The sequence below is a fragment of the Afipia clevelandensis ATCC 49720 genome, from assembly GCF_000336555.1.
Lineage (GTDB): Bacteria > Pseudomonadota > Alphaproteobacteria > Rhizobiales > Xanthobacteraceae > Afipia > Afipia clevelandensis.
In genome coordinates this window covers 596339-620406 of sequence record NZ_KB375281.1, presented here as the reverse complement: position 1 = coordinate 620406, position 24068 = coordinate 596339, and the positions used below count along the sequence as shown (strand labels likewise).

Here is a 24068-nt window from a genome sequence, read left to right as displayed (position 1 = left end):
ACGATCACGCGGCCATGGTCTCGCGCGGACGATAGATCGCGATGTGCTGGCAATGCGCGATCGGCGTCTTGCCGTTCGCAACGATGATGCCGTCCAGTTCCACGAACTTGTGGCCCTTACGGTCGTAGTTGCCGATCACCTTCGCGCGCACAGTGAGTTCGTCCTCGACGCCAGCCGCCGCCAGATAGCGGATGGTGCTGCCGACATGAATCCACGGACCGAGCACGGCGTTCTCCATCAGCGCCCAGTTCATGGTCCGCAGCAGCATGCCGGTGTGAACGATCTTCTCGTTTCCATAGATCGGATCGGTCTCGCGCGCATCGCGCAGATAGTCGGTTGAGCCCTGCGTTCCGAGCGTGAACGGCGGAATTGAAAGCCACTGGCCGGGCCGGTAGGTGCTTTCGCTCGCAGGGGCGGTCTTGCCGACGACGGCAACGCTCGGAAAATCTGCGAGCGAAATCGTCGGGGTATCGGACGGCATCGACGCGGTGCCGGTCGCGCACAGCTCGCCGCGGCTTTCCACCTTGATCGCCAGACCACCGTCAACTTCTTCTGCGGTCACCACGGCCGTCTCGCCGTCATAGACCGGCTTGAAGAACCGGCCGTCCATCAAGCCACGCTCCAGGAACGCCCGGCCCCACTTCGCCACCGGCATGTGGGTCATGTAGGCGAACACATCGACGCCCGGCACCAGCCCGCCCTGAAACCCGAACCGGCGCGCGACCTGGTCGTCGTGCATCTTGTTTTCGGAGTTCTTGGCCAGATTGTAGGCGTCGACGCTGTAGGGCTTGAGAACGGTCATTGTTTCCTCGAATTTTCTGGATCAGTTGGAACAATGGTACGCAACGGCGGGATCAAGACAAGCCGCCGCTGCGCATGCCCCATCCGACAGGTGCGCGTTCCACTCGCTATTCGCCGCGATCCGGGCTACCAGCATCCGCCTGACGAACGCCTGCCGACCAACGGATAAACCTGCGCCGATGACCCGCATTTATGTCGATGCCGATGCCTGCCCTGTGAAGGACGAGATTTATCGCGTCGCCGAGCGGCACGGCCTGCCGGTCAGTGTGGTTGCCGGGAATTTCATCCGCGTGCCAAATCATCCGCAGATCGAGCGAATTGCCGCGGGCAGCGGCATGGATGCCGCCGACGACTGGATTGCGGAACGCGCCCAAAAAGGCGATATCGTCATCACCGCCGACGTCCCGCTTGCAGCACGCTGCGTCAAGGCGGGCGCGGATGTAATCGCTCCCAACGGCAAGCCGTTCTCGGAAGAGTCCATCGGCATGACGCTGGCGGTGCGCAATCTGATGACAGACCTGCGCTCCAGCGGCGAAGTCACCGGCGGCCCGCGCTCGTTTTCGCCGCGCGACCGCTCCGCGTTCCTGTCGGCGCTCGACCAGACCATCCGCCGCATCCAGCGCGCGCAACAAAAGTAAGAGACTTTTCGCGACATGGCGCCTCCCCTGATCCAGTTGAAAGACATTGCGCTGACCTTCGGCGGCACGCCACTGCTCGCCGGTGTCGAACTCGCCGTGTCGGCGGGCGAGCGCGTTTGCCTGATCGGCCGCAACGGCTCGGGCAAATCCACACTGCTGAAGATCGTCGCGGGGCTGGTGGAGGCCGATCGCGGCACCCGCTTCGTGCAGCCCGGCGCGACCATCCGCTATCTGCCGCAGGAGCCGGATTTCGACGGCTTCAAGACCACGCTGGCCTATGTCGAAGCCGGAATGAATCCGGGCGACGATCACTATCAGGCGCAATATCTGCTGGAGCAACTCGGTCTGACCGGCACGGAAGATCCGGCGAATCTCTCCGGCGGTGAAGCGCGGCGCGCGGCGCTGGCGCGCGTGCTGGCGCCCTCGCCTGACATCCTGCTGCTGGACGAGCCGACCAACCACCTCGACCTCACCACCATCGAATGGCTGGAAGGCGAACTCGCCAGCCGCCGCAGTGCGCTGGTCATGATCAGCCATGACCGCCGTTTCCTCTCCAACCTTTCGCGCGCGACGGTCTGGCTCGATCGCGGCGAGACCCGCCGCATCGAAAAGGGATTCAGCGCATTCGAGGAATGGCGTGACGAGGTGCTGGCGGAAGAAGAGCGCGACCAGCACAAGCTGGACCGCAAGATCGTCGCCGAAGAACACTGGCTGCGTTATGGCGTTTCCGGGCGGCGCAAGCGCAACGTCAAGCGCCTCGGCAATCTTTTCGAGCTTCGTCAGCAGCGCCGTGACTATCGCGGCACCGCCGGCAAGGCGAACCTCGCCGCAGCGGAAGCTGAGACCTCGGGCAAGCTGGTAATCGAGGCCAAGCGCATCGGCAAATCCTATGGAGAGCGCAGGATTGTCGATGATTTCTCCACCCGTGTGACGCGCGGCGACCGCATCGGCATTATCGGCCCCAACGGCGCGGGCAAGACCACGCTGATCGGCCTTCTGACCGGCGGCGATGCGCCGGACACCGGCACCGTGCGCCTCGGCGCGAATATCGAGATGGCGACGCTCGACCAGCACCGTGAAAGCCTCGATCCGAAAACAACGCTGGCCGATGCGCTGACGGGAGGACGCGGCGACAGCATCATGGTGAATGGCAAGCCCAAGCATGTCATCGGCTACATGAAGGACTTCCTGTTTCAGCAGGAACAGGCCCGTACGCCGCTGGAAGTCCTCTCCGGCGGTGAGCGCGGACGCCTGATGCTGGCGCGTGCGCTGGCGAAACCATCGAACGTGCTGGTGCTGGACGAACCGACCAACGATCTCGATTTGGAGACGCTCGACGTTCTGGAAGAAATGCTCGGCGACTATGAAGGCACCGTCATTCTGGTCAGCCATGACCGCGATTTTCTCGATCGCGTGGTGACATCGGTGATCGCGCCGGAAGGCAGCGGCAAGTGGATCGAATATGCCGGCGGCTATTCGGACATGCTGGCGCAACGCGGCGCGGACCTGCAGGAGAAAGCTATCAAGGCGGCGGCCTCGTCTGACACATCCAGAACCGCAAAGAACGCAGGTTCCTCTCCCGCTGCGACAGCGAAGCGTCGTCTCAGCTTCAATGAAAAGCACGCGCTGGAGACCTTGCCAAAGACCATGGCAAAACTTCAGGCCGACATCGCGAAACAGCAGAAACTGCTGGATGATCCTGAACTCTACGCAAAGGACCGCAAGGCGTTCGACGCAGCATCGGCAGCAATCGCCAAGGCTCAGGCAGAACTCGATGCGTCCGAAGAGAAGTGGCTGGAACTCGAAATGCTGCGCGAGGAAATCGAGAGCGGCGCCTAGCGCTTCAAATAATCCAGCGCGCCTTCCGCTGCGGCGGCACCCGTTGCAAAACACGCCTGCAACAGATAGCCGCCGGTCGGCGCTTCCCAGTTCAGCATTTCACCGGCCACGAATACGCCGGGCATTTTGCGCAGCATGAAATGCGCATCAACTTCATCAAACGAAATACCGCCGGCCGTCGAGATCGCGCGCGCGAGCGGCGCAACGCCGGCGAGCCTGACCGGAACGGCATTGATGAAAGCGGCGAGCGTTTCCGAATCCATCTCCGACAGGTTCAGCCCGGCGGCAATCGCCGCTTCCTGCATCAGCCCGATGGCGACAGGCAAAAGGCCCGCCGCCTTGCGAAGATAAGTCGACATCGACTGCTTCTGTCGCGGCTTGCTGAAACGCGCGGTAAGTTCTGATCCGGTGAGATCTGGTCGCAGCGCGACATGAACGACAGCTTCTCCCTGCGTGAGTATCTCATCGCGGATCGGAGCCGACAGTGCATAGATCGCCCCGCCCTCGAGTCCATCGCGAGTGACCATCGCCTCGCCGCGCACGGTCTCGCCGCCTAACGCAAGCGCGATGCCTTTTAGCGGCTGCCCCTCGAACCGGTCACGAAACAGATCGGACCATGTGACGTGAAAACCGCTGTTAGCTGCGCGCAGCGCCGCAATACCGATGCCCTTGGCCCTGAACGAAGCGATCCAGTCACCATCTGCACCCAGCCTGGGCCAGCTTGCGCCGCCGAGCGCGATCACGACGGCGTCGGGCTGAACCAACGCCTCACCGTCCGGCGTTTCAAACCGCAACGCGCCCGCCGCAGTCCAACCCGTCCAATGATAGCGAAGCGCGAACTGAACGCCGAATTGATCGAGACGGCGCAGCCACGCACGCAGCAATGGCGATGCCTTCATCGCCTGCGGAAAGACCCGCCCGCTTGATCCCACGAATGTCGGCTGCCCCAGAGCTTCGCTCCACGCGCGTAATGCGTCTGGCGGGAACGCTTCGACGGCCGCGCGCAGATGCGGCATCGCCTCGCGATACCGCGCGAGAAACGCATCCAGCGGTTCGCTATGGGTGAGATTGAGACCGCCGCGCCCGGCCATCAGAAACTTACGACCGACGGACGGCATGCGCTCGTAGACCGTGACGCGCGCGCCGCCCGCGCTCAGAACTTCAGCCGCCATCAGTCCCGCAGGACCGGCACCGATGACGGCGATGTTCAAGTGTCAGCCGCCCATGTTCGGCAGCTTGATGCCCGCTGCCTTCGCGGCCTGCTCGACATACTTGAAGGTCTGGAAGAAAGCGCCGCCGAGATCGCGCGCCGTCGACATGTCGCCGATTTTCGCGAAGTTCGCAGCGATGGCATCCGGTGTCCACTGATCCTGCGGCAGGTTGAGACCTTCCGTCTCGACCACCTTGATGACCGCGAACGAGCCTGCGCCAGCGCCCATGATGGTGCGGGTCGGCGCGTCCTCGCTCACTAGATAGAGCACGGCCGGAGTGATGGATTCCGGCTTCATCAGCGCGAGGATTTCCGGCCCGATCAGGCCTTCGGTCATGCGCGTCGCCGCTGTCGGAGAGATGGTGTTGACCTTGATGTTGGTCTTGCGGCCTTCCTCGGCCAGCACATTCATCAGGCCGACCATGCCGGCCTTCGCTGCGGCGTAGTTTGCCTGACCGAAATTGCCGAACAGGCCCGATGACGAGGTGGTGAGAACGATGCGGCCATAGTTGCGCTCGCGCATGCCATCCCACACCGCCTTGCAGCAGTTGTAGGTGCCGGTCAGATGCACCGCGATCACCTTGGCGAAATCCTCCGGCTCCATCTTGCCGAATGACTTGTCACGCAAAATGCCGGCATTGGCGACCATGATATCGACACCGCCCCACTTCATGGCCGCGCGGGCGACCATTTCCTTGACCTGCTCGAAGTTCGAGACATCCGCCCCGTCAGCCATCGCTTCACCGCCAGCCTTGCGGATTTCCTCGACGACCGATTCCGCGGGACTTGCCGAACCGCCGGTTCCGTCGGTCTTCGCGCCCATATCGTTGACCACGACCTTTGCGCCGAGTTTGGCAAGGCCAAGCGCGTGGGCGCGGCCGAGGCCTGCACCCGCGCCGGTCACAATCGCTACCCGTCCATCGAATCTGATTGCCATGATCGTTCCTTGATAATTATGCGAAGAAGTGCATCCCGAGCCAGTCCGCGACCAGGGCCGGCTTCGGCTCGTCCTCGATTTCCAGCGTCGTATTGGTCCGCGCCAGCAATTCCTTTGGCGATTTCATCGTCGCTTCCGCCAGTACAAAGCGCGCGCGCACACGCTTGCCGGCGCGGACGGGGGTCAGGAACCTGATCTTGTCGAAGCCATAGTTGATGGACATCGCCGCGCCGTTGAGCGTTGGCATGGTGGCATAAGCCAGCTTCGGCAACACCGACAGCGACAGAAAGCCATGAGCGATCGTTCCGCCGAATGGCGTTTCGCGCTTTGCGCGTTCCGGGTCGATGTGGATGAACTGGAAATCCTCGGTCGCATCGGCGAATGCGTCGATCTGCTTCTGATCGATGGTATGCCATTCAGAGACACCGAGTTCGGTGCCCACCAGTTTCAGGTAGTCTTCCAGATTCATGGCAGCGCCCATCGGCCCCATCCTCCCGCCAATTCAAACTGGTTTGGCACATTCCACAGATCGGCGGTCCGGCCAAGCGAAATTTCGGCACGAACGCTGCCACGCGGCCGAATTCCAGTTATGCGGATGCCGCGCCGACGCCCCGTTTGAAACAGGCTGTGAAGCCGATGTGCACCGGAGGCTGATCTGAACGGTTAGCGCGCGGCACTCTGTCCGGTCTGTAATTCCGGAAAATCTTCCTCGCGGAATTCCTGACCGCGCAACGCATCCTTGCGGTCATTGTCATGTTCCAGGCGGCGAAGCTGAACGCGGCGGATCTTTCCGGAAATGGTTTTCGGCAACTCCGTGACCAGTTCAATCCGGCGGATACGCTTGAACGGCGCAAGGCGCGAATGAACGTACTTGAAGATCGACAATGCCGTTTCGCGCGTCATCGCCGTGCCCGGCACCAGCGACACATAGGCCTTCGGAAGCGCCAGACGAATCGGGTCCGGCGTCGGCACCACGGCAGCCTCGGCAACCAGTTCGTGTTCCAGCAGCACGCTTTCGAGCTCGAACGGGCTGATGCGATAATCGGAGGACTTAAAAACATCGTCGGAGCGGCCGACAAATGTCAGGTAGCCGTCGTCATCCAGGAACACAACGTCGCCAGTCTGGTAGACGTCACCGTCGGCGCCTTTCGGTTTGCCATCGTCTCCCTGATAGCCGAGCATCAGGCCTGCGGGCCGGTCTGTGCCGAGCAACAGACGCACCTCGCCCTCTTTCGCCGGATTGCCGTCAGCATCCGCAACACGCACCGCATAACCCGGCATCGGGCGTCCCATCGAACCGACCTTCACAACCTGCCCCGGCGAATTGCCAGCCAGGGCCGTGGTTTCGGTCTGGCCGTAACCGTCGCGAATGGTGAGGCCCCATGCCGCCTTGACCTGGTCAATCACCTCCGGATTCAGCGGCTCACCCGCGCCACATACTTCGCGCACGGAGACCTTGTAGTCTGCCAGCTTCTCCTGAATGAACAGCCGCCACACTGTCGGCGGCGCGCACAGCGTCGTCACACCGCAGCGTGCGACAGTCGCCAGCAAATTCTTGGCGTCGAAGCGTGGCTGATTTACAATAAAAATTGTCGCGCCCGCATTCCATGGCGAGAAGAAACAGCTCCAGGCGTGTTTCGCCCAGCCCGGCGAGGAAATGTTGAGGTGCACATCACCCGGCTGAAGACCTAGCCAATACATCGTGGACAGCGAACCCACCGGATAGCTGCGATGACTGTGCAGCACGAGCTTCGGCTTGGCCGTGGTGCCCGAGGTGAAATAGAGCAGCATCGGATCGTCGGCGTTGGTCACGCCATCGGGTTTGAACGTGTCGGGATAAGAGGACGCATCCTCGAAGCTGCGCCAGCCCTTATTCTCGGATGTGGCCGCCACAACGATCCTGGTGAAGCCCTCAGCGCCAAGCCCCTCAAACTTGGCGACCTGATCCTGCGTCGCAACCACCGCTTTCGCCTTGCCGCGGTCGAGCCGGTCGCGCAGTTCGTCGGAGGTCAGCAGCGTGGTCGCCGGAATGACGATGACGCCGAGCTTGATCGCTGCCAGCATGGTTTCCCAGAGCGGCACCACATTGCCGAGCAGCATCAGGAGATGATCGCCGCGCTTCAGGCCAAGATCGCGAAGAAAATTCGCGGTCTGGTTGGACCGCCGCGACAATTCCGCGAAAGACAGTTTCGTCTCGCTGTTCGACGCGGCATCGACGATCCAGAGCGCGGCGCGATCCCGGCTCTCGGGATTTCCGGCCAGCCCTGCATCGAACCAGTCGAGCGCCCAATTGAACTGCGTCTCATCAGGCCAGCGAAATTCCGCAACCGCCTTGTCGTAGTCAGTGCGATGCTTGAGCAGGAAGGCGCGTGCGTCCTGGAATGTGGTCATCAAGAAATCCTATTTCGCCAGTCCACGAACATGCTTGATGATACCGGAAAAATCCACTCCGCCGTGACCGGCCTTCTCGAAGGCATCGTAGATACTCTCGGCATGCGCGCCGAGCGGTGTCGCAGCACCCGCGGCCTTGGCGGCTTCCTGCGACAGGCGGAGGTCCTTAAGCATCAGCGCGGCGGCGAAGCCCGGCTTGTAATCGTTGTTTGAGGGCGAAGCAGGAACCGGACCCGGCACCGGGCAATAGGAAGTGAGCGACCAGCACTGCCCCGACGAGGTCGAGGCCACATCGAACAGCGCCTGATGCGACAGGCCGAGCTTTTCGCCGAGCGCGAAGGCTTCGGACACGCCGATCATCGAAATGCCGAGGATCATGTTGTTGCAGATCTTGGCTGCTTGCCCCGCGCCGGCTTCGCCACAATGAACGACCTTCTTGCCCATATTTTCCAGAATGGGCTTTGCCGCGGCGAACGCAACATCGGTGCCGCCACACATGAATGTGAGTGTCGCGCCTTTCGCGCCGCCGGTGCCGCCGGACACCGGCGCGTCGATCGACGGCAGATTGTGCTCAAGGGCATGACCATGCGCGAACCGAGCGCTCTCGACGTCGATCGTCGAGCAGTCGATCATCAGCGTGTTCTTCGCCACCGACGGAATGACCTCCTTCCAGACGGTCAACACGTGTTTTCCGGCGGGCAGCATGGTGATCACCACATCCGCGCCCTTCACGGCGTCCAGAGCGGTGCCGGCAATGCTGACACCGTCAGCCGTGGCTGCATCCTTTGAGGCCTGCACAAGATCGAAGCCCGTCACCTTGTGACCCGCCTTGACGAGATTGGCGGCCATGGGGCCGCCCATATTGCCGAGACCGATGAATGCTATGTTTGCCATGTCCAGCCCTCGTTATTGTTCGTTTCAAAAATCAGTTCGGGAAGACCAACGTGTATGTCGCGTTGGGCACGAAATACTTTTCGACGATGTCCGGCGTGACATCCTCGATCCGCGGCGGCGACCATTTCGGATTGCGGTCCTTGTCGATAATGGCAGCGCGCACGCCCTCGACAAATTCCGCGCTGGTGAAGACGGCCAATGCCGAATTGTACTCGCGCACAAGACACTCCTTGAGCGATTTCGAGTTGCGGGCGCGGCGCAGAAGTTCGAGCGTCACCTTGAGTGCGGTCGGCGACTTCTCCGACAGCGCCTTGAGTGTTGCGAGCGCGAAATCCGAGCCGTCTTCCCCTAACGCCGCGACAATGGCTTCCACCGTGTCATGGGCAAATGCCTTGTCGATCTGCGCGCGATGAGCCGCGACAGGCGCCTGACTTTCGGTAACCGCATAGGTTGCCAGGATCGCGCGGACATCCGCAGAGGTTGCCTTCAGCGGCGCATTGGTCAGCGCATCGCGCAGCGCCGGCCAGTTCTTCGTGTCGATGAGAACGTCTGCCGCGCCCGCATAGACAGCGTCGGCGCCGCTCATGTTCTGGCCTGTCAGGGCGAAGTACGTTCCGATTTCCCCGGGCGCACGGGACAGCAACCATGTTCCTCCGACATCCGGAAAGAAGCCAAGGCCTACCTCCGGCATCGCCATTCTGGTCTTTTCGGTCACGATCCGGTGTGCGCTGTGCGCGGACAATCCGACGCCGCCCCCCATGACCAGACCGTCCATGTAGGCGACATAAGGCTTCGGATATTCCGGAATGCGGGCGTTCAGGATATACTCTTCGCGCCAGAATACCGGGCCGAGATCGCCGCCGGCTTTCGCGCTTTCATAGAGACCGCGAATGTCGCCACCGGCACACAATCCGCGCTCGCCAGCGCCTTCCAGCAGAACCAGCGACACGCCGGGATCGGATTCGAATTCATCGAGGGCTACGACGATCTCGCGCGCCATGTCGAGCGTCAGCGCATTGATCGCCTTCGGACGGTTCAACCTGAGAATGCCGGCAGCACCCTCGCGGCAGGCAATCAGGTCCTTTTCCGGCATCTCCGTCATCGCCGCATGCGCGCTCATCGGGCGTTCTCGATCAGTTTGCGCGAGACAATGAGACGCATGATTTCGTTGGTTCCTTCAAGAATTTGATGCACGCGCAGATCCCGGACAATTTTCTCGATGCCGTATTCGGCGAGGTAGCCGTAGCCGCCATGCAGTTGCAGCGCCTGATTGGCGATCTCGAAACCTGCATCGGTGCCGAATCGCTTGGCCATCGCGCAAAGCATGGTCGCATCAGGGTCCTTGCGGTCCAGCGCTGCTGCCGCACGCCACAAAAATGTGCGCGCGGCTTCCAGTTCGGTCGCCATATCGGCAAGACGGAACTGCAACGCCTGGAACTCGTCGAGACGTTTTCCGAACGCCTTGCGCTCCTGCATGTAGGCGAGCGACTTATCCAGCGCGGATTGCGCGCCGCCGAGCGAGCATGCAGCGATGTTAAGGCGTCCACCGTCAAGCCCCGCCATGGCAATCTTGAATCCGATCCCCTCCTCGCCAAGGCGATTGGCGACAGGCACGCGCGCATTCTCGAAAATCACCGCGCGGGTCGGCTGGGCATTCCAGCCCATCTTGCGCTCGTTCGCGCCGAACGAAACGCCAGGCGTATCGCGGTCGATCACCAGCGTGGACACGCCGCCCGCGCCCTCGCCGCCGGTGCGAACCATCGCGACGTAAATATCACTGGTGCCCGCGCCGGAAATGAACTGCTTCTGACCGTTGAGAACATAATGATCGCCATCAAGCACCGCGCGGGCCGACAGCGCTGCTGCGTCCGAGCCGGCGCCGGGCTCGGTGAGCGCGTAGCTTGCGATCAACTCCATGGTGCAAAGACGTGGCAGCCACTTGTGCCGCTGCGCGTCGGAGCCGTAGGCGTCGATCATCCACGAGGCCATGTTATGGATCGAGATGAACGACGAAACAGTGGGGCATCCGCTCGCCAGCGCCTCGAAGATCAACGCGGCGTCGAACCGCGTCAGCGCCGAGCCGCCGACATCGTCACGAATGTAAATGCCGCCCATGCCGAGTGCCGCCGCCTCGCGCATCACATCGACGGGGAAAAACTTTTCCTCGTCCCATTTCAACGCATGAGGCGCGATTTTCTCGGCAGCGAAGTCGCGCGCCATGTCGCGAACCGCGATTTGATCCTCGGTCAGAGCGAACTGCATGGCGCACCCCATTTCGCGTTGGAAGCTGATACCGGCGGACAACCGCCAAGAGCGGTCGTCCGCAATCACACTTCTCTATCAGTTCATCGTGGGGATGACGAACTCGGCGCCGTCCTTGACGCCGGACGGCCAGCGCGACGTGACCGTCTTGGTCTTGGTGTAGAAGCGGATCGAATCCGGACCATGCTGGTTGAGATCGCCGAAGCCGGACTTTTTCCAGCCGCCGAACGTGTAGTAGGCAATCGGAACCGGGATCGGCACGTTGACGCCGACCATGCCGACATTGACCTTGGCGGCAAAATCGCGCGCGGCATCGCCGTCGCGGGTGAAGATCGCAACGCCGTTGCCATAGTCATGATCGGACGGCAGCGCGAGGGCCTCGTTGTAATCCTTGGCGCGCACCACCGAGAGCACGGGGCCGAAGATCTCTTCCTTGTAGATTCGCATGTCCTTGGTGACATTGTCGAACAGACAGCCGCCCATATAGAAGCCGTTCTCGTAGCCCTGCATCTTGAAGCCACGGCCATCGACGGCGAGCGTCGCACCTTCCTTGACGCCGACCTCGACGTAATCCTTCACGCGCTCCAGCGCAGCCCGGGTCACCAGCGGCCCGAAGTCAGCGCTCGGGTCGGTCGACGGGCCGATCTTCAGGCTCTCGACGCGCGGAATGAGCTTTTCCATCAGGCGATCCGCGGTGGTCTTGCCGACGGGGACGGCGACGGAGATCGCCATGCAGCGCTCGCCTGCCGAACCGTAGCCCGCGCCGATCAGCGCATCGACGGTCTGGTCCATGTCGGCGTCCGGCATGATGATGGCGTGGTTCTTTGCGCCGCCGAAGCACTGGGCGCGCTTGTTGTTGGCCGCCGCGCGCTCGTAGATGTACTGCGCGATCGGTGACGAGCCGACAAAGCCGACGGCCTTGATATCCGGATCGTCAAGGATCGCGTCCACCGCTTCCTTGTCGCCGTTGACAACGTTCAATACACCCTCGGGCAGCCCCGCTTCGATCATCAGTGCGGCCAGCGCCATGGGCACGCCCGGATCGCGTTCGGACGGCTTGAGAACGAACGCATTGCCGCAGGCGATGGCAGGCGCGAACTTCCACATCGGAATCATCGCCGGGAAGTTGAACGGTGTGATGCCGGCGACAACGCCGAGCGGCTGACGCATCGAATAGATGTCGATGCCAGGGCCTGCAGCTTCGGTGTACTCGCCCTTCATCAGGTGCGGGACGCCGCAGGCGAATTCGACAACCTCAAGGCCACGCTGGATATCGCCCTTGGCGTCCGGAACGGTCTTGCCGTGTTCCCGGGCGAGAAGATCGGCCAGTTTGTCGTAGTCGCGCTGCACCAGTTCCAGGAATTTCATCATCACGCGGGCGCGGCGCTGCGGATTGGTATTAGCCCACCCCACCTGCGCGGCGGCGGCGTTTTCGACCGCTGCCCGGACTTCCGCCTTGGAGGCCAGCGCGACCTTGGCCTGCACCTCGCCGGTCATCGGCTCATAAACGTCCGCAAAGCGGCCCGACGTGCCCTTGACTTCCTTGCCGCCGATAAAGTGACCGATTGTACGCATGCGTATCCTCCAAAAGCGAATGTTTGGAGGGTTCTAGCACTGGCCTGTCGGGATAAGGAACCGGGTTCTGCGCACAACACGGTAGCGTGCAGTGCAAAGACATCCTCCCGGATTCAGCCCTCTGCCTTTGGCTCGGTTTTCGCCTTCGTTTTCTTCACCGGTGATTTCGGAACATCGTCACCCCGCAACGCGGCATAGCGGCCGGCGCTGAGAATTTCGTCCGAAAATTCGCCTGTTCCTGCGGTACGGGCCAGGATCATCGTGCCCATCATTGTCGAGACGACGGCAATGGCTTCGCGACGTGCTGCCTTGGGGGACAGATCGGGAAACTGCTCGGCAATCACCCCGACCATTTCTTCCAGCTTGCTCGAAAATGCCTTGCGAATTTTCGGATTGGCCCGCGATGCCTCGACGCCGAGCGACGGCAGCGCGCAGCCGTTGCCGGCGTCGTCACGATGCTCGGCCGACAGATAGCCGTTCACAATCGAGGCAAGGCGTTTGCCATCCGGTGCCTGCTCCGCACGCTTGCGCCAGCGTCCAGTGGTCTGCTGCATGGCGTGAGCGAAAGCCTCACTGACCAGTGCATCGCGCGATGGAAAATGCGCGTAGAACCCGCCATGGGTGAGGCCCGCCTCCTTCATCAGTTCGGCCACCCCAAGACTCGCCGCGCCCCCTTCACGCAGGCGCATCGAGGCATTCTTCACGATCCGCGCGTGGGTCTCAGCCTTGTGATCCTTGGAATAGCGCATTGAGGCCTCATCAAATGTCCTGGATCATATAATAGCACAATCCGCCTCGATAATGCGTATTTTCACGCAATAATGGCAGCCATGCATGGATTTGACGGCAGATGGCGGATCGCGCACCATCGCAGTCATTCGCAATCTCCCGTAACCGTCAGGCTTACCAAAAAATGCAAACAATCAACGACTATTGCCACGTCACGCGCGGCGACAACGGCATCGCACAATTGACCATCACCAACGCCGGTCCCCTCAACATCATGAATTCGGCCGTGATCAACGGCGTCCGCGAAGGCCTGGAACAGCTCGGCAAGGAGCGCGACCTGCGCGTGCTGATCATCAGGGGATCCGGTGAGAAAAGCATGATCGGTGGCGCGGACATCAAGGAGATGGCAAAGCTCGATCAGGCCTCGGCTGAAAAGTTCATCACAGGATTGCGAGACGTCTGCGAAGCAGTCCGGCAATTTCCGGCGCCGGTGATCGCGCGGTTGCGCGGGTGGTGCCTTGGCGGCGGACTCGAATTCGCGGCGGCTTGCGACATCCGCATTGCTTCGCAGGAAGCGAAGTTCGCCATGCCGGAAGTCAAGGTCGGTATCCCTTCCGTGATTCACGCCGCGCTGTTGCCGCGTTTGATCGGCTGGGGACGCGCGCGCTGGCTGATCCTGACCGCCGCGACCGTCGATGCACCTACCGCGCTCAACTGGGGACTGGTCGATCAGGTGGTCGCCGAAGCCGACCTCGATCAGGCGATCACGGCAACGGCAACGGCGATTGCCGAGTGCGGCCCCGAAGCGATGCGGAGCCAGAAGGCGCTGTTGCGCGAATGGGAGGAACTGCCGCTGACGGAGTCCGTCAACCTCAGCGTCGGCGTGTTCGGAAAATCGTTCCTGACCGGCGAACCGCAGCGGCATATGCAGGCGTTTCTCGACAGACGAAAATAACTCATCCGTCGCACGAAAATAACTCATGCGAATTCTGGCATGCCAGAGAATGTTTTAAACATTCAGCGGCTTGTCCGGACTCGATTCGTGCTTTTATTTGTCCGGGCGCGGATTGCATTTTTCGCGTCCGTTCATATGATGCATGTCATCTAACATTGGTGAGGCGCCCTGCGCGCGCCAGGAGAGCAATTGCATGTCCACCTCCGATCCTGTCGTCATTGTTTCCGCGGTTCGCACGCCTCTCGGCCGCTTCCAGGGTGAACTGTCCTCCTTCAGCGGACACAATCTCGGCTCTCATGCCATCGGCGCGGCGCTTGAACGCGCTAAACTGGCGCCCGAGCAGATCGACGAAGTTCTGATGGGGTGTGTTCTTCCGGCGGGACAGGGTCAGGCCCCCGCCCGTCAGGCCGCACGCGGCGCGAAGCTGCCGGACGCCACCGGCGCCACCACCATCAACAAGGTGTGCGGCTCGGGCATGAAAGCCACCATGCTGGCCCACGACCTCATCAATGCAGGCTCGGCCAACATCGTTGTGTCGGGCGGCATGGAGAGCATGACCAACGCGCCGTACCTCCTTCAGAAGGCGCGCGGCGGTTATCGCGTCGGCCACGACCGCATCATCGACCACATGATGATGGACGGTCTGGAGGACGCATATGAAACCGGCCGCTCCATGGGCGATTTCGGCGAAGCCGCCGCGGAAGCCTACCAGTTCAGCCGCAAGGATCAGGACGATTACGCCGTCGAAACCCTGACGCGCGCCCGCAAGGCGGTCGAAAGCGGTGCGTTCAAGAAGGAAATCGCGCCAATCACTGTCAAGGAAAAGGCCGGCGTGCGGGTCGTCGAGAATGATGAACACCCGTTGAAGGTTGATCCGGCGAAAATTCCGAATCTGAAGCCCGCGTTCCGTCCCAACGGCACCATCACCCCGGCAGCCTCCTCCGCCAATGCCGACGGCGCGGCGGCGCTGGTACTGACCCGCCGTTCGATCGCGGAGAAAGAAGGCCTGCCGATCCTCGCCGAGATCAAGGGTCATTCGACGCACAGCCAAGCGCCGGACTGGTTCACCACCGCTCCGATTCCCGCGATCCGCAAACTGCTCGACAAGGTGGGCTGGAAAGTCAGCGACGTCGATCTGTTCGAGATCAACGAAGCCTTCGCTGTTGTCCCGATGGCCGCCGCCAAGGATCTGGGAATTCCGCGCGACAAACTCAATGTCAATGGCGGCGCCTGCGCACTCGGCCATCCCATCGGCGCAACCGGCGCGCGGCTGATCGTCACGCTGCTGCATGCCATGGAAAACAACAACGTCCAGCGCGGCATCGCCTCGCTGTGCATCGGCGGCGGAGAAGCAACCGCGATCGCCATCGAGCGCAAGCTGAACTGACCGGTTCACGCTTAGGCGCCAACTTGCAATGCACCGGCGGATAATCCGCCGGTGACGCAAAGCCGCATCCCGGAAGCCGGGCTGCATGACTCCCTGTGCAACCTTGTGGTGACACCGTGAAACGAAGCAGCGCCATACGACGCATTGTCGTCACCGGAATGGGAGCCGTCTCGCCACTCGGCAGCGGCGTCGAGGCCAACTGGTCGCGGCTGATCGCCGGGCAGTCGGGGATTCGTGCGCTGTCGGACAATGTCGCGGCCGACCTGCCGGTCAAGGCCTGCGGCATGGTGCCTGATACGGTGGAAGATCCAGAGTTCGGTTTCGATCCGGATCGGGCCGTCCCGAAGAAAGATCAGAAGAAAATGGACCGCTTCATTCAGTTCGCCATGATGGCGGCTGACGAAGCAATTACGCAGGCCGGATGGACGCCGCAGGATGCGCGGGCGCGCGAGCGCACCGCCACCATCATCGGCTCCGGTGTCGGCGGCTTCCCCGCCATCGTCGATGCGGTCCGCACCGCCGATGAGCGTGGTGTGCGGCGTCTGTCACCGTTCACCGTACCTGCATTTCTGGTGAACCTTGCAGCCGGACAGGTCGCGATTCGCCACGGCTTCAAGGGACCGCTTGGCGCACCGGTGACGGCATGTGCGGCGGGTGTGCAGGCTATCGGCGATGCCGCTCGCCTGCTCCTCGCGGGAGAAGCGGATATTGCCATCGCCGGCGGGGCCGAAGCCTGTATCGACCGGGTCAGCCTCGGTGGCTTTGCTGCCGCGCGCGCGCTTTCGACCAACTTCAATGACGAGCCGCAGCGCGCCTCGCGCCCGTTTGACCGCGACCGCGATGGATTCGTGATGGGCGAAGGCGCAGGCATTGTCGTGATCGAGACGCTCGATCACGCCCTCAGCCGCGGCGCGGCCCCGATCGCTGAACTCGTCGGCTACGGCACGACATCCGACGCCTATCATATGACGGCTGGTCCTGAAGACGGCGACGGCGCACGCCGCGCCATCGAGATTGCCTTGCGTCAGGCCGGAATTTCTCCGCTTGAAGTCCAGCATCTCAATGCGCACGCGACATCGACGCCTGTGGGCGACAACGGCGAGCTTGCGGCGATCAAGGCCGTGTTCGGCACTGAGGGCAAGGTGGCCGTCAGTTCAACCAAGTCGGCCACCGGGCATCTGCTTGGTGCTGCGGGCGGGCTGGAAGCGATCTTCTCCGTGCTGGCGCTGCGCGACCAGATTGCCCCCGCAACCCTCAATCTCGATCATCCGGACGCGGCTGCCGAGGGCGTTGATCTCGTGCGCGGTGCGGCACGCCCGATGGCGATCGAGCACGTGATGTCGAATGGCTTCGGGTTCGGCGGCGTCAATGCAAGCGTTCTGTTCCGCGCCTGGTAAAGGCGCGAAACAGAAAATCAAGTCTCACCCGCGGAAGCCCGCTTGTTCTTTGCAAGCAGATAGTCGCGCGTCGTCTTCGACGCCCCGCGTCCCGGCTTATACATCAGTTCGTCCGGCGACACCGCCCGGCCTGAACTGCTCCGCATGGTGATCGGCGCAATTGCCAGATCGCTTTTGCGGTCAAATGCAACAGCCGGTTCGTTGCCGGGTCCCGAGACCCATCGGTCTCCCCATTGCATGATCGCCATCAGCGGGACCTGAAACTCTTTTGCCTTTTGCGTCGGAACGTACTCAAATCGCGTTCCGCGCTTGCCGACATCGACTTGCGTCAGCATTCCTTCCTCAACGAGATGCCGCAACCGGTCTGTCAGTGTGTTTCGCGCGATGCCGAGACTGCGCATGAAGCCCTCGAACGAGCGCACACCTCCCAAGGCATCCCGCAGAACGAGAAGTGCCCATGAATCGCCCAGCACCGCCAGCGCACGCGCAATCGAGCAGTTCAGGCCGGCATAAGATGGCGCGCGCATGGCAGTCATTTTCTCCACTTCGTTGCTAATTAAGACTAGTTGCAATATCGGACTAACAATAACATTTCATTCGTGCCCGCAAAGCGGCAATTACGGGAGAGCAGCATGCACAGCGTTCAGATCAATGCATTCGGCAAGCCATGGGACGTGGTCGAGACAGTTGCCCTTCCCGATCCCGGCGCTCCAGGTGCCGGCGAAGTGGTCATCGACATGGAGTTCTCGCCGATCAACCCGTCCGACCTCGTGCTGATGCGCGGCCTTTACGGCGTGAAGCCTAAACTGCCTGCGCCGGTCGGCTCTGAAGGCGTTGCGCGCGTAACCAAGGCCGGTTCGGGCATAGCCGGCCTCAAGGAAGGCGACCGCGTGCTGTTTCCGCGCGGGTCTTCGACCTGGATGACGCGGAGCAAGGTCAAAGCGGACGGCCTCTTCGCCCTGCCTGCAAGCGCGGACCCGCAACAGCTTTCGATGCTGATGGTGAACCCGCCGACGGCCTATCTGATGCTGACGGAGTACGTCGCCCTCAAGAAAGGCGACTGGGTGATCCAGAGCGCCGGAAACTCAGCCGTCGGGCGAGCGGTGATTGCAATCGCAGGGAAGCTGGGCATTCAAACGGTCAGCGTGGTGCGCCGCCCCGAACTCATCGGCGAACTCAAGAATCTCGGCGCGGATGTGGTGCTGGTCGAAGGTCCCGATCTGGCCAAGCGCGTCGCGGAAGCCACCGGCAAGGCCAAAATCATGCTCGCGCTCGACAGTGTTGGCGGTCCCGGCTTGATGGCATTGAACGATTGCCTCGCCAACGGCGGCACGCTGGTCGCCTATGGTGTGATGAGTGGCGGTCCCGGTCCCTTCTTCACCGCTCCGAACATTTTCCGCGATCTGACCCTTAAGGGATTCTGGCTGTTGAACTGGTTCAACAGGAATTCGCCTGAACGCATTGCCGAGGTTCAAAAACAAATGGCGGCTTGGATTGCGGATGGAACGATTTTCACACCGGTGGAGGCAACCTATTCGCTCGACCAGTCGGCAGCAGCAATTTCCCACGCAGCCAAGGGGACCGGCAAGATCCTGTTCAAGGGCGGCTGACAAGAAGGGCAAGGCTCCCGGAGCAAAGGTACGCCGGTCTCGGTGATGCATGGCAGGCTTCCCTGTTCAGAGAAGCCGCGCTGTCCTACAACAACTGGCATCACCGGAGTGCCCCATGACCCATCCCGCTACCGACGACCGCAATGCCGATCAGATCGCTTACTGGAATGGCCCGGGCGGCAAGCACTGGACGGAGCGGCAGCAACTTCAGGATATTGTCCTCTCTCCTGTCTCCGAGGTGCTGATCAATCGTGCAGCGGTCAAATCGGGACAGGCCGTGATCGACATTGGCTGCGGTTGTGGCGCCACCTCTTTCGACTTGTTGCGCCAGGTTGGCTCCGCCGGGCGCGTGACCGGTGTAGACATTTCCGAGCCGATGCTGGGCCGGGCGCGCGAACTCGCGCCCGCCGGTGCGCCCGTCGATTTCGTCCTCGCGGATGCGACGGTCTACCCGTTTTCACCCGCCAGCGCAGACCTCCTGTTCTCCCGCTTTGGGGTGATGTTCTTCGCGGAGCCGTCGGAGTCCTTTGCCAACATGCGCAAGGCTTTGCGGCCAGACGGTCGTCTCGTCTTCGCCTGCTGGCGGACACCGCGTGACAATCCCTGGATGATGCTGGCCTTGCAGGAAGCCTACAAGCATGTGCCGAAACTTCCGGAAATGAAGCCGGATGACCCCGGCCCCTTCTCCTTTGCGAATGAGGAGCGTGTCCACCGTATCCTCGGCGAAGCAGGCTTCGTCAATGTTGGATTGGAACGGGTCGATCTGTCCCTCGACATCGCCACCGGCCGCGGCCTTGAAGCGGCGATCGAGACCGTGCTTGCCATCGGTCCGGCCAGTCGAGCGCTGGAAAATCAGCCCGCAGAAAAGATTGCGGCCGCGACGCAATCCATCCGGACGGCGCTCGCTGCTCGGCAGACAGGCGACGCCGTCCCGCTGGATGGATCAATCTGGATCGTGACTGCGCGTAACGGCGCCTGAGCCTCGCCGCAACCTCCCTGCGCCTTCGCAAAATCGGAACCTATCGCCATTTCGGGCGATTATCCGGCGGCATCATCAATTGCGGAGACAACCATGGCGAGGAAATACTCCAAGGCGACGGCGAAGAAGGTCAAGCGTGCAATGCACAAGCGAAAGAAGGGCACACTGAAGAGCGGCCGTTCAGGCAAGACTGTGAAGAGCCGCAAGCAGGCCATCGCAATCGGTCTTTCCGAGGCGCGGAAGGAAGGCAAGAAAGTGCCCGCCAAAAAGTCGGCGAAGAAGACCCGCAAGACAGAGAAGGCAAAGACGTCGAAGCGATCCAAATCCTGACAGGCGGTCGATTTCGACACACCCCGATAAAAACGAATAATGCGAAAGGGTTATCCGCAGGAACGCGACTTCGCCCGCTCGACAAGGCAGAAATCGGCTTTTAGTCTGCGCCGAAATCGAAACGGGGCTGGAGATGCGACGCAAGGTCTGTTGTGTGCTGGCGCTTGCGGTGGCGTTGTTCGCGCACACCACGTCCGGTGCCGCGCAGACAGATACCAGCGCGGAAATTACCTTCTGGAATTCGGTGAAAGACTCGCGCAATCCCGCCGAGATCGTGGCCTATCTCGACAAATATCCCAACGGGACCTTCGCGCCGCTCGCAAAAATTCGCCTCGAATCGCTCAAGCCCAGGACTCCCGCGTCACCATCTGAGCAATGGGCCGCCATCGGTTTTGCAGCACGCGGCGCATGGGGCGCCGTCTGGCAGAAAACAAGCCGCGACGAAGCCGAGGCGCGCGCCCTCACCCTCTGCGTCAACAACGGCGGACGCGGCTGCAAGATCTCCTCCACAACCCAGTGTGGCGCGATGGCCTTTTACACAGCACGCATCCGCCGCACGCGGTATTGGGGAGCCTATACCGCTGAAGGTGCGACCCTGGGCCAGGCCATCGAAGCGGCCACGGCGCGCTGCCGCAGGGAAAGCCGGAGTCCCGCGAACTGCAACATCCGCGCTTCGTTTTGCGCGGACGGCAGCCACAGGGGCTGATCGAGCGGCCTACTCCACGGGAATCACATCCACAGCCACCGCGAGCTTTTGCTTGCGCGAACCGACGATCACGCCATCGACGGGCGAGACATCGGTATAATCGCGGCCGGTGGCGAGAACGACATGATCGTTGCCGATCACCAGATCGTTGGTTGGATCGAATCCCAGCCAGCCCAGTTCGCTCCCGCACCAGACCGAGACCCATGCATGAGTTGCATCCGCGCCCTGAAGCCGCGGGCGGCCCGGCGGAGGAATGGTCCGCAGATAGCCGCTGACATAGGCGGCAGGCAATCCGAGGCCACGCAGACCCGCGATCATGATATGCGCGAAATCCTGACACACCCCGCGCCGCTTTCCGAAGACCTCGTTCAGCGGCGTCGATATTTCGGTGGCCCGGGAATCGTAGACAAAATCGCGCTTGATCCGCTGCATCAGGCCGACTGCGGACACGAAAATCCCGTTGCCTGCTGAAAAGCTCTCGCCCGCATAGTCCGTGATCGGCGGCTGGATCGGTATCAGCGGGCTTGCAAACAGATATCCCACCGGAAAATCCGCAGAAAGACTGTTCGAGGTGAACGCCGCTTCACGCACCTGCTCCCACGGCGGGGATGCCATGTCGCGTGGCGGCACCGTGCGCGCCACATCCACGCGCGACCGTGCATCAATCCGCAACGCGCGATGAGCGGCATCAATCACGATGCTCTCGATTTTGATGCCGAAGAAATCCGTTCTCACGGTGCGTTCAGCCGGAACCGGCTTGATGTCGACCTTGTGGGAGATGAGCTGCTGGCCATCACCGGTCTTCGGCTCGAGCCGGAGCGAACACCGCGCGAAACTGACCGGGCTTTCATAGGAATATGTCGTGACATGACGGATGTCGTAGATCACGCGAACCCCGTCAGCTTCTCCGGCCGCAACGCGCTGCTGCCGTGGGGGAAGTAATGGGATCCGATCGCATCGGCGAGATTGAGCAGGTTCTGCTCGAGCGCAAACAGCGCTTTCGTATCGAAGGCCTCCGCCTCGCCCGCCGTCATGCTGGCCTGAAGCGTCACCGCCTGGCGATGCGGCGGATCAATCAACCCTCCTTCGCGCATGCTCGGCAGGCTCGCGATATGCTCGTTGAGAGCCGCGATCTGGAACGCCACGGAACGCGGATTGTAGGTATCGAGCACGACCAGATCGCGGACCGGCGCCAGCAACGGCCCGACCAGATAACGCGACCGATATGTGATCTGGCAATCGACCAGTGTGAGCAGCAGATCGAGATCCTCGCTGGTCGCACCGTCATAGGCAAACTGACGCGCGAAACGCACCGTATTGATCGCGCGCTCGACGCGGCGGCCTATTTCCAGGAAGCGCCAGCCCGCGGCCCGGTTCATGTTCTCCTGCGCGAGGCCGGCAAAAGTGGCCAGCGACTGCAGGGTCCATTCGATCGCTTCCAGCACCGCTTCGTCGTCGTCGGCCTTTTGCGACAGGCGCTCTTCGATGCCGGTGATGACATGCCACGCATCGGGCGAAAGCCGCTCACGGAGGGTTCTGGCCGTGCGTTGTGCCGAACGCACCAGCGACAATGCGGAGCCAAACTTGTCCTGCGCCTGCAATGATTGGGTGGCGGTTGTCGCGAGCTTGGCGCGCGCCGAAGGTGTCGTCGCGCCCCACGCGACGAGCAACCGCTGAATCCGCTCGATCACCGGCTGCATCGGCGATGGGCCCTTGCCCGGCTCACGCAGGGCGCCGCCCAGCGCGCGCACCAGCCGCAACGTCGCTTCCGCCCGTTCGAGATAACGGCCGAGCCAGAACAGATTGTCCGCTGCGCGGCTCGGCACCCAGCCTGCAATGCGCTTGATGCGGACCGAGTCTGTCGGCGGCAACAGTGTCGAGGTCGCAACTTCCTTTTCCGAAACCACCCAGACGTCGGCGGCGCGGGTGCCCTCTCCCATCGAAACGGCGCGGGCGTCCGGTTGATCGGCGATCCGGCAGAAGCCGCCCGGCAGAACGGTCCAGCCATTGGGCGTGGCCGCCGCGAAGACACGGAGCACGAATGGACGCGGGGAAATATGGCCGTTGTCCCAAACCGGCGTGGTCGAGAGCCGCACAAGCTCCTGCCCGACATAGTCGATGCCGCGCTTGCCGATGGCGTCCACCAGTTGCGCGCGCTGATCTTTCGACAGCGAGCCGCCCAGCACCGGACCCCGTCCCGGGAAACCGGGAACGGACTGGCCATAGGCGCCTTCGATCGCCATGTCGTCGAGGCGCGCCAGCACTTCCTCCCGCGCGGATTTTTGCCCGCACCACCAGGTCGCGATGTGCGGCATCTTCAGGTCTTCACCGAAGAACCGCCGGCTGAGACTCGGCAAGAACCCAAGCAGCGTGCGCGCCTCCATCACGCCGGACCCCGGCATGTTGGCGACCGCAACGCCGCCTTTTCTGATCACGTCGATCAGGCCCGGCACACCCAGCATCGAGCGCGCATCGAGTTCGAGCGGATCGAGCGAGTTGGAGTCCACCCGCCTTAGCAACACATCGAGCCGCTTCAGGCCGGCAACGGTGCGGACGTGAAGCCGATCTTCACTCACCGCGAGATCGTCGCCCTCCACCAGCAGAAAGCCCAGATAACGCGCGAGTGTTGCATGCTCAAAATAGGTATCGCTTGCACCACCCGGCGTGAGCAGGCCGATCCGCGGCTCATCGCGGTCGGCGATGCCACGCAGGCTGTCGCGGAAGGCCTCGAAGAACGGCGCGACACGCTCGACATTCATGGATGTGTAGAGATTGGTCAGCGCGCGCGACAGGACCAGCCGGTTTTCGAGCGCATATCCCGCGCCGGATGGTGCCTGCGTGCGGTCCGACAAGACCCACCAGCGCCCATCAGGACCGCGGCCGATATCGGCGGCATAGAGATTGAGATACTGACCGCCGGGAGGCGGCACGCCGCGGACGGATCGCAGATACTCGTTACTGCCCGCGATGGCGGCGGCGGGAAGCGCACCATCGGCGATGAGGCGGCCTTCGCCGTACAGATCGCGCAGGATCAGCTCGAACAACTCCGCGCGCTGCGCGACGCCGTCGGAAATCTGCTTCCATTCCGCCTCTCCGATCAGGAGCGGCAGATGACTGAGCGGCCACATCCGTTCTGCTGCATCGCCCGGCGTCCGGTAGGTGACACCGGCCTCGCGCATGTGCTGATCGGCGGACGCGAAACGGCGCTCAATCTCCCCCGGCGCCAGTGCCGAGAATGCCTCGAAGAACCGGGCCCAGACCTCGCGCGGCTGGCCGCTGGCGTCGAGAAATTCATCGGGGATGCCGGGCAACGGCTTATAGCCGCGCGTGCAGTCGAGAAGGTCCTGTTGGGCCCGCCGCGACTCGTTCGCCCTGTTACTCGTCTCCGCCATCCCGACTCGCCTTCTGCTGATCGCGACAATCTCGCC

The 24068-nt window shown here is 62.3% G+C and carries 22 protein-coding genes; 9 read left to right on the top strand and 13 right to left on the bottom strand.

Annotated elements, in window-relative coordinates; genetic code table 11:
• Positions 1 to 4 precede the first annotated feature (4 nt).
• Positions 5 to 802, bottom strand: coding sequence for a hotdog fold domain-containing protein (locus HMPREF9696_RS02745; protein WP_002711418.1), 798 nt, complete (start codon positions 800 to 802; stop codon positions 5 to 7).
• A gap of 178 nt (positions 803 to 980) precedes the next feature.
• On the opposite strand from HMPREF9696_RS02745, the gene HMPREF9696_RS02740 reads away from it, so the two are divergent.
• Together HMPREF9696_RS02740 and HMPREF9696_RS02735 are read left to right on the top strand one after the other, a co-directional pair.
• Positions 981 to 1439, top strand: a complete 459-nt coding sequence (locus HMPREF9696_RS02740) for a YaiI/YqxD family protein (protein WP_002711417.1) — start codon at positions 981 to 983, stop codon at positions 1437 to 1439.
• A 15-nt stretch (positions 1440 to 1454) separates the two neighbouring features.
• Positions 1455 to 3278, top strand: coding sequence for an ABC-F family ATP-binding cassette domain-containing protein (locus tag HMPREF9696_RS02735; RefSeq protein WP_002711416.1), 1824 nt, complete (start codon positions 1455 to 1457; stop codon positions 3276 to 3278).
• Here the strand turns inward: HMPREF9696_RS02735 and HMPREF9696_RS02730 are convergent.
• The 9 genes from HMPREF9696_RS02730 to HMPREF9696_RS02690 all read right to left on the bottom strand — a co-directional run bounded on the left by HMPREF9696_RS02730 (position 3275) and on the right by HMPREF9696_RS02690 (position 13296).
• Positions 3275 to 4489 carry a BaiN/RdsA family NAD(P)/FAD-dependent oxidoreductase gene (locus HMPREF9696_RS02730; protein WP_002711415.1) on the bottom strand — a complete coding sequence of 405 codons (1215 nt, stop codon included), beginning with the start codon at positions 4487 to 4489 and terminating at the stop codon, positions 3275 to 3277. The two genes, HMPREF9696_RS02735 and HMPREF9696_RS02730, sit on opposite strands and share 4 nt — an antisense overlap.
• Positions 4490 to 4492: 3 nt before the next feature.
• The gene (locus HMPREF9696_RS02725; protein ID WP_002711414.1) at positions 4493 to 5425 is read right to left on the bottom strand and encodes an SDR family NAD(P)-dependent oxidoreductase; all 933 of its coding nucleotides are present in this window, start codon (positions 5423 to 5425) and stop codon (positions 4493 to 4495) included.
• A gap of 16 nt (positions 5426 to 5441) precedes the next feature.
• Positions 5442 to 5906, bottom strand: coding sequence for a MaoC family dehydratase (locus HMPREF9696_RS02720; protein ID WP_002711413.1), 465 nt, complete (start codon positions 5904 to 5906; stop codon positions 5442 to 5444).
• A 182-nt stretch (positions 5907 to 6088) separates the two neighbouring features.
• Positions 6089 to 7816 carry an AMP-binding protein gene (locus tag HMPREF9696_RS02715; RefSeq protein ID WP_002711412.1) on the bottom strand — a complete coding sequence of 576 codons (1728 nt, stop codon included), beginning with the start codon at positions 7814 to 7816 and terminating at the stop codon, positions 6089 to 6091.
• 9 nt (positions 7817 to 7825) lie between these two features.
• A complete protein-coding gene (gene mmsB, locus HMPREF9696_RS02710) occupies positions 7826 to 8710 on the bottom strand; it encodes a 3-hydroxyisobutyrate dehydrogenase (protein ID WP_002711411.1) in 885 nt (294 codons plus the stop codon).
• A gap of 31 nt (positions 8711 to 8741) precedes the next feature.
• Positions 8742 to 9830, bottom strand: a complete 1089-nt coding sequence (locus tag HMPREF9696_RS02705) for an enoyl-CoA hydratase/isomerase family protein (protein WP_002711410.1) — start codon at positions 9828 to 9830, stop codon at positions 8742 to 8744.
• A complete protein-coding gene (locus tag HMPREF9696_RS02700; RefSeq protein ID WP_002711409.1) occupies positions 9827 to 10972 on the bottom strand; it encodes an isobutyryl-CoA dehydrogenase in 1146 nt (381 codons plus the stop codon). The genes HMPREF9696_RS02705 and HMPREF9696_RS02700 overlap by 4 nt, the downstream gene beginning before the upstream one ends.
• Before the next feature lie 78 nt (positions 10973 to 11050).
• Positions 11051 to 12547 carry a CoA-acylating methylmalonate-semialdehyde dehydrogenase gene (locus HMPREF9696_RS02695; RefSeq protein WP_002711408.1) on the bottom strand — a complete coding sequence of 499 codons (1497 nt, stop codon included), beginning with the start codon at positions 12545 to 12547 and terminating at the stop codon, positions 11051 to 11053.
• A gap of 113 nt (positions 12548 to 12660) precedes the next feature.
• Complete coding sequence (locus tag HMPREF9696_RS02690) at positions 12661 to 13296, bottom strand: TetR/AcrR family transcriptional regulator (protein ID WP_002711407.1); 636 nt, start codon at positions 13294 to 13296, stop codon at positions 12661 to 12663.
• A gap of 164 nt (positions 13297 to 13460) precedes the next feature.
• On the opposite strand from HMPREF9696_RS02690, the gene HMPREF9696_RS02685 reads away from it, so the two are divergent.
• The 3 genes from HMPREF9696_RS02685 to fabF all read left to right on the top strand — a co-directional run bounded on the left by HMPREF9696_RS02685 (position 13461) and on the right by fabF (position 17015).
• Entirely contained in the window at positions 13461 to 14231 is a 771-nt protein-coding gene (locus HMPREF9696_RS02685) for an enoyl-CoA hydratase (RefSeq protein ID WP_002711406.1), read from the top strand.
• Positions 14232 to 14424: 193 nt separating this feature from the next.
• A complete protein-coding gene (locus tag HMPREF9696_RS02680) occupies positions 14425 to 15618 on the top strand; it encodes an acetyl-CoA C-acyltransferase (RefSeq protein WP_002711405.1) in 1194 nt (397 codons plus the stop codon).
• Between the two features lie 134 nt (positions 15619 to 15752).
• Complete coding sequence (gene fabF / locus HMPREF9696_RS02675; RefSeq protein WP_081602431.1) at positions 15753 to 17015, top strand: beta-ketoacyl-ACP synthase II; 1263 nt, start codon at positions 15753 to 15755, stop codon at positions 17013 to 17015.
• 17 nt (positions 17016 to 17032) lie between these two features.
• Here the strand turns inward: fabF and HMPREF9696_RS02670 are convergent, their stop codons facing one another.
• A complete protein-coding gene (locus HMPREF9696_RS02670) occupies positions 17033 to 17551 on the bottom strand; it encodes a winged helix-turn-helix transcriptional regulator (protein ID WP_245259193.1) in 519 nt (172 codons plus the stop codon).
• A gap of 96 nt (positions 17552 to 17647) precedes the next feature.
• Between HMPREF9696_RS02670 and HMPREF9696_RS02665 the strand changes: the two genes are divergently transcribed.
• The 4 genes from HMPREF9696_RS02665 (at position 17648) to HMPREF9696_RS02650 (ending at position 20640) form a co-directional block, all read left to right on the top strand.
• Positions 17648 to 18625 (top strand): zinc-dependent alcohol dehydrogenase family protein, encoded by a 978-nt coding sequence (locus HMPREF9696_RS02665; RefSeq protein ID WP_002711402.1) that lies wholly within the window; start codon positions 17648 to 17650, stop codon positions 18623 to 18625.
• 115 nt (positions 18626 to 18740) lie between these two features.
• Positions 18741 to 19604 carry a class I SAM-dependent methyltransferase gene (locus HMPREF9696_RS02660; RefSeq protein ID WP_002711401.1) on the top strand — a complete coding sequence of 288 codons (864 nt, stop codon included), beginning with the start codon at positions 18741 to 18743 and terminating at the stop codon, positions 19602 to 19604.
• A gap of 93 nt (positions 19605 to 19697) precedes the next feature.
• A complete protein-coding gene (locus tag HMPREF9696_RS02655) occupies positions 19698 to 19934 on the top strand; it encodes a DUF6496 domain-containing protein (RefSeq protein WP_002711400.1) in 237 nt (78 codons plus the stop codon).
• Between the two features lie 154 nt (positions 19935 to 20088).
• Positions 20089 to 20640 (top strand): DUF4189 domain-containing protein, encoded by a 552-nt coding sequence (locus tag HMPREF9696_RS02650; RefSeq protein ID WP_245259192.1) that lies wholly within the window; start codon positions 20089 to 20091, stop codon positions 20638 to 20640.
• Between the two features lie 9 nt (positions 20641 to 20649).
• Here HMPREF9696_RS02650 and HMPREF9696_RS02645 read toward each other — a convergent pair whose 3' ends face one another.
• Together HMPREF9696_RS02645 and HMPREF9696_RS02640 are read right to left on the bottom strand one after the other, a co-directional pair.
• Positions 20650 to 21528 carry a transglutaminase family protein gene (locus HMPREF9696_RS02645; RefSeq protein WP_002711398.1) on the bottom strand — a complete coding sequence of 293 codons (879 nt, stop codon included), beginning with the start codon at positions 21526 to 21528 and terminating at the stop codon, positions 20650 to 20652.
• Positions 21525 to 24032 carry a circularly permuted type 2 ATP-grasp protein gene (locus tag HMPREF9696_RS02640; protein WP_002711397.1) on the bottom strand — a complete coding sequence of 836 codons (2508 nt, stop codon included), beginning with the start codon at positions 24030 to 24032 and terminating at the stop codon, positions 21525 to 21527. Before HMPREF9696_RS02640 ends, HMPREF9696_RS02645 begins: the two co-directional genes overlap by 4 nt.
• Positions 24033 to 24068 lie beyond the last annotated feature (36 nt).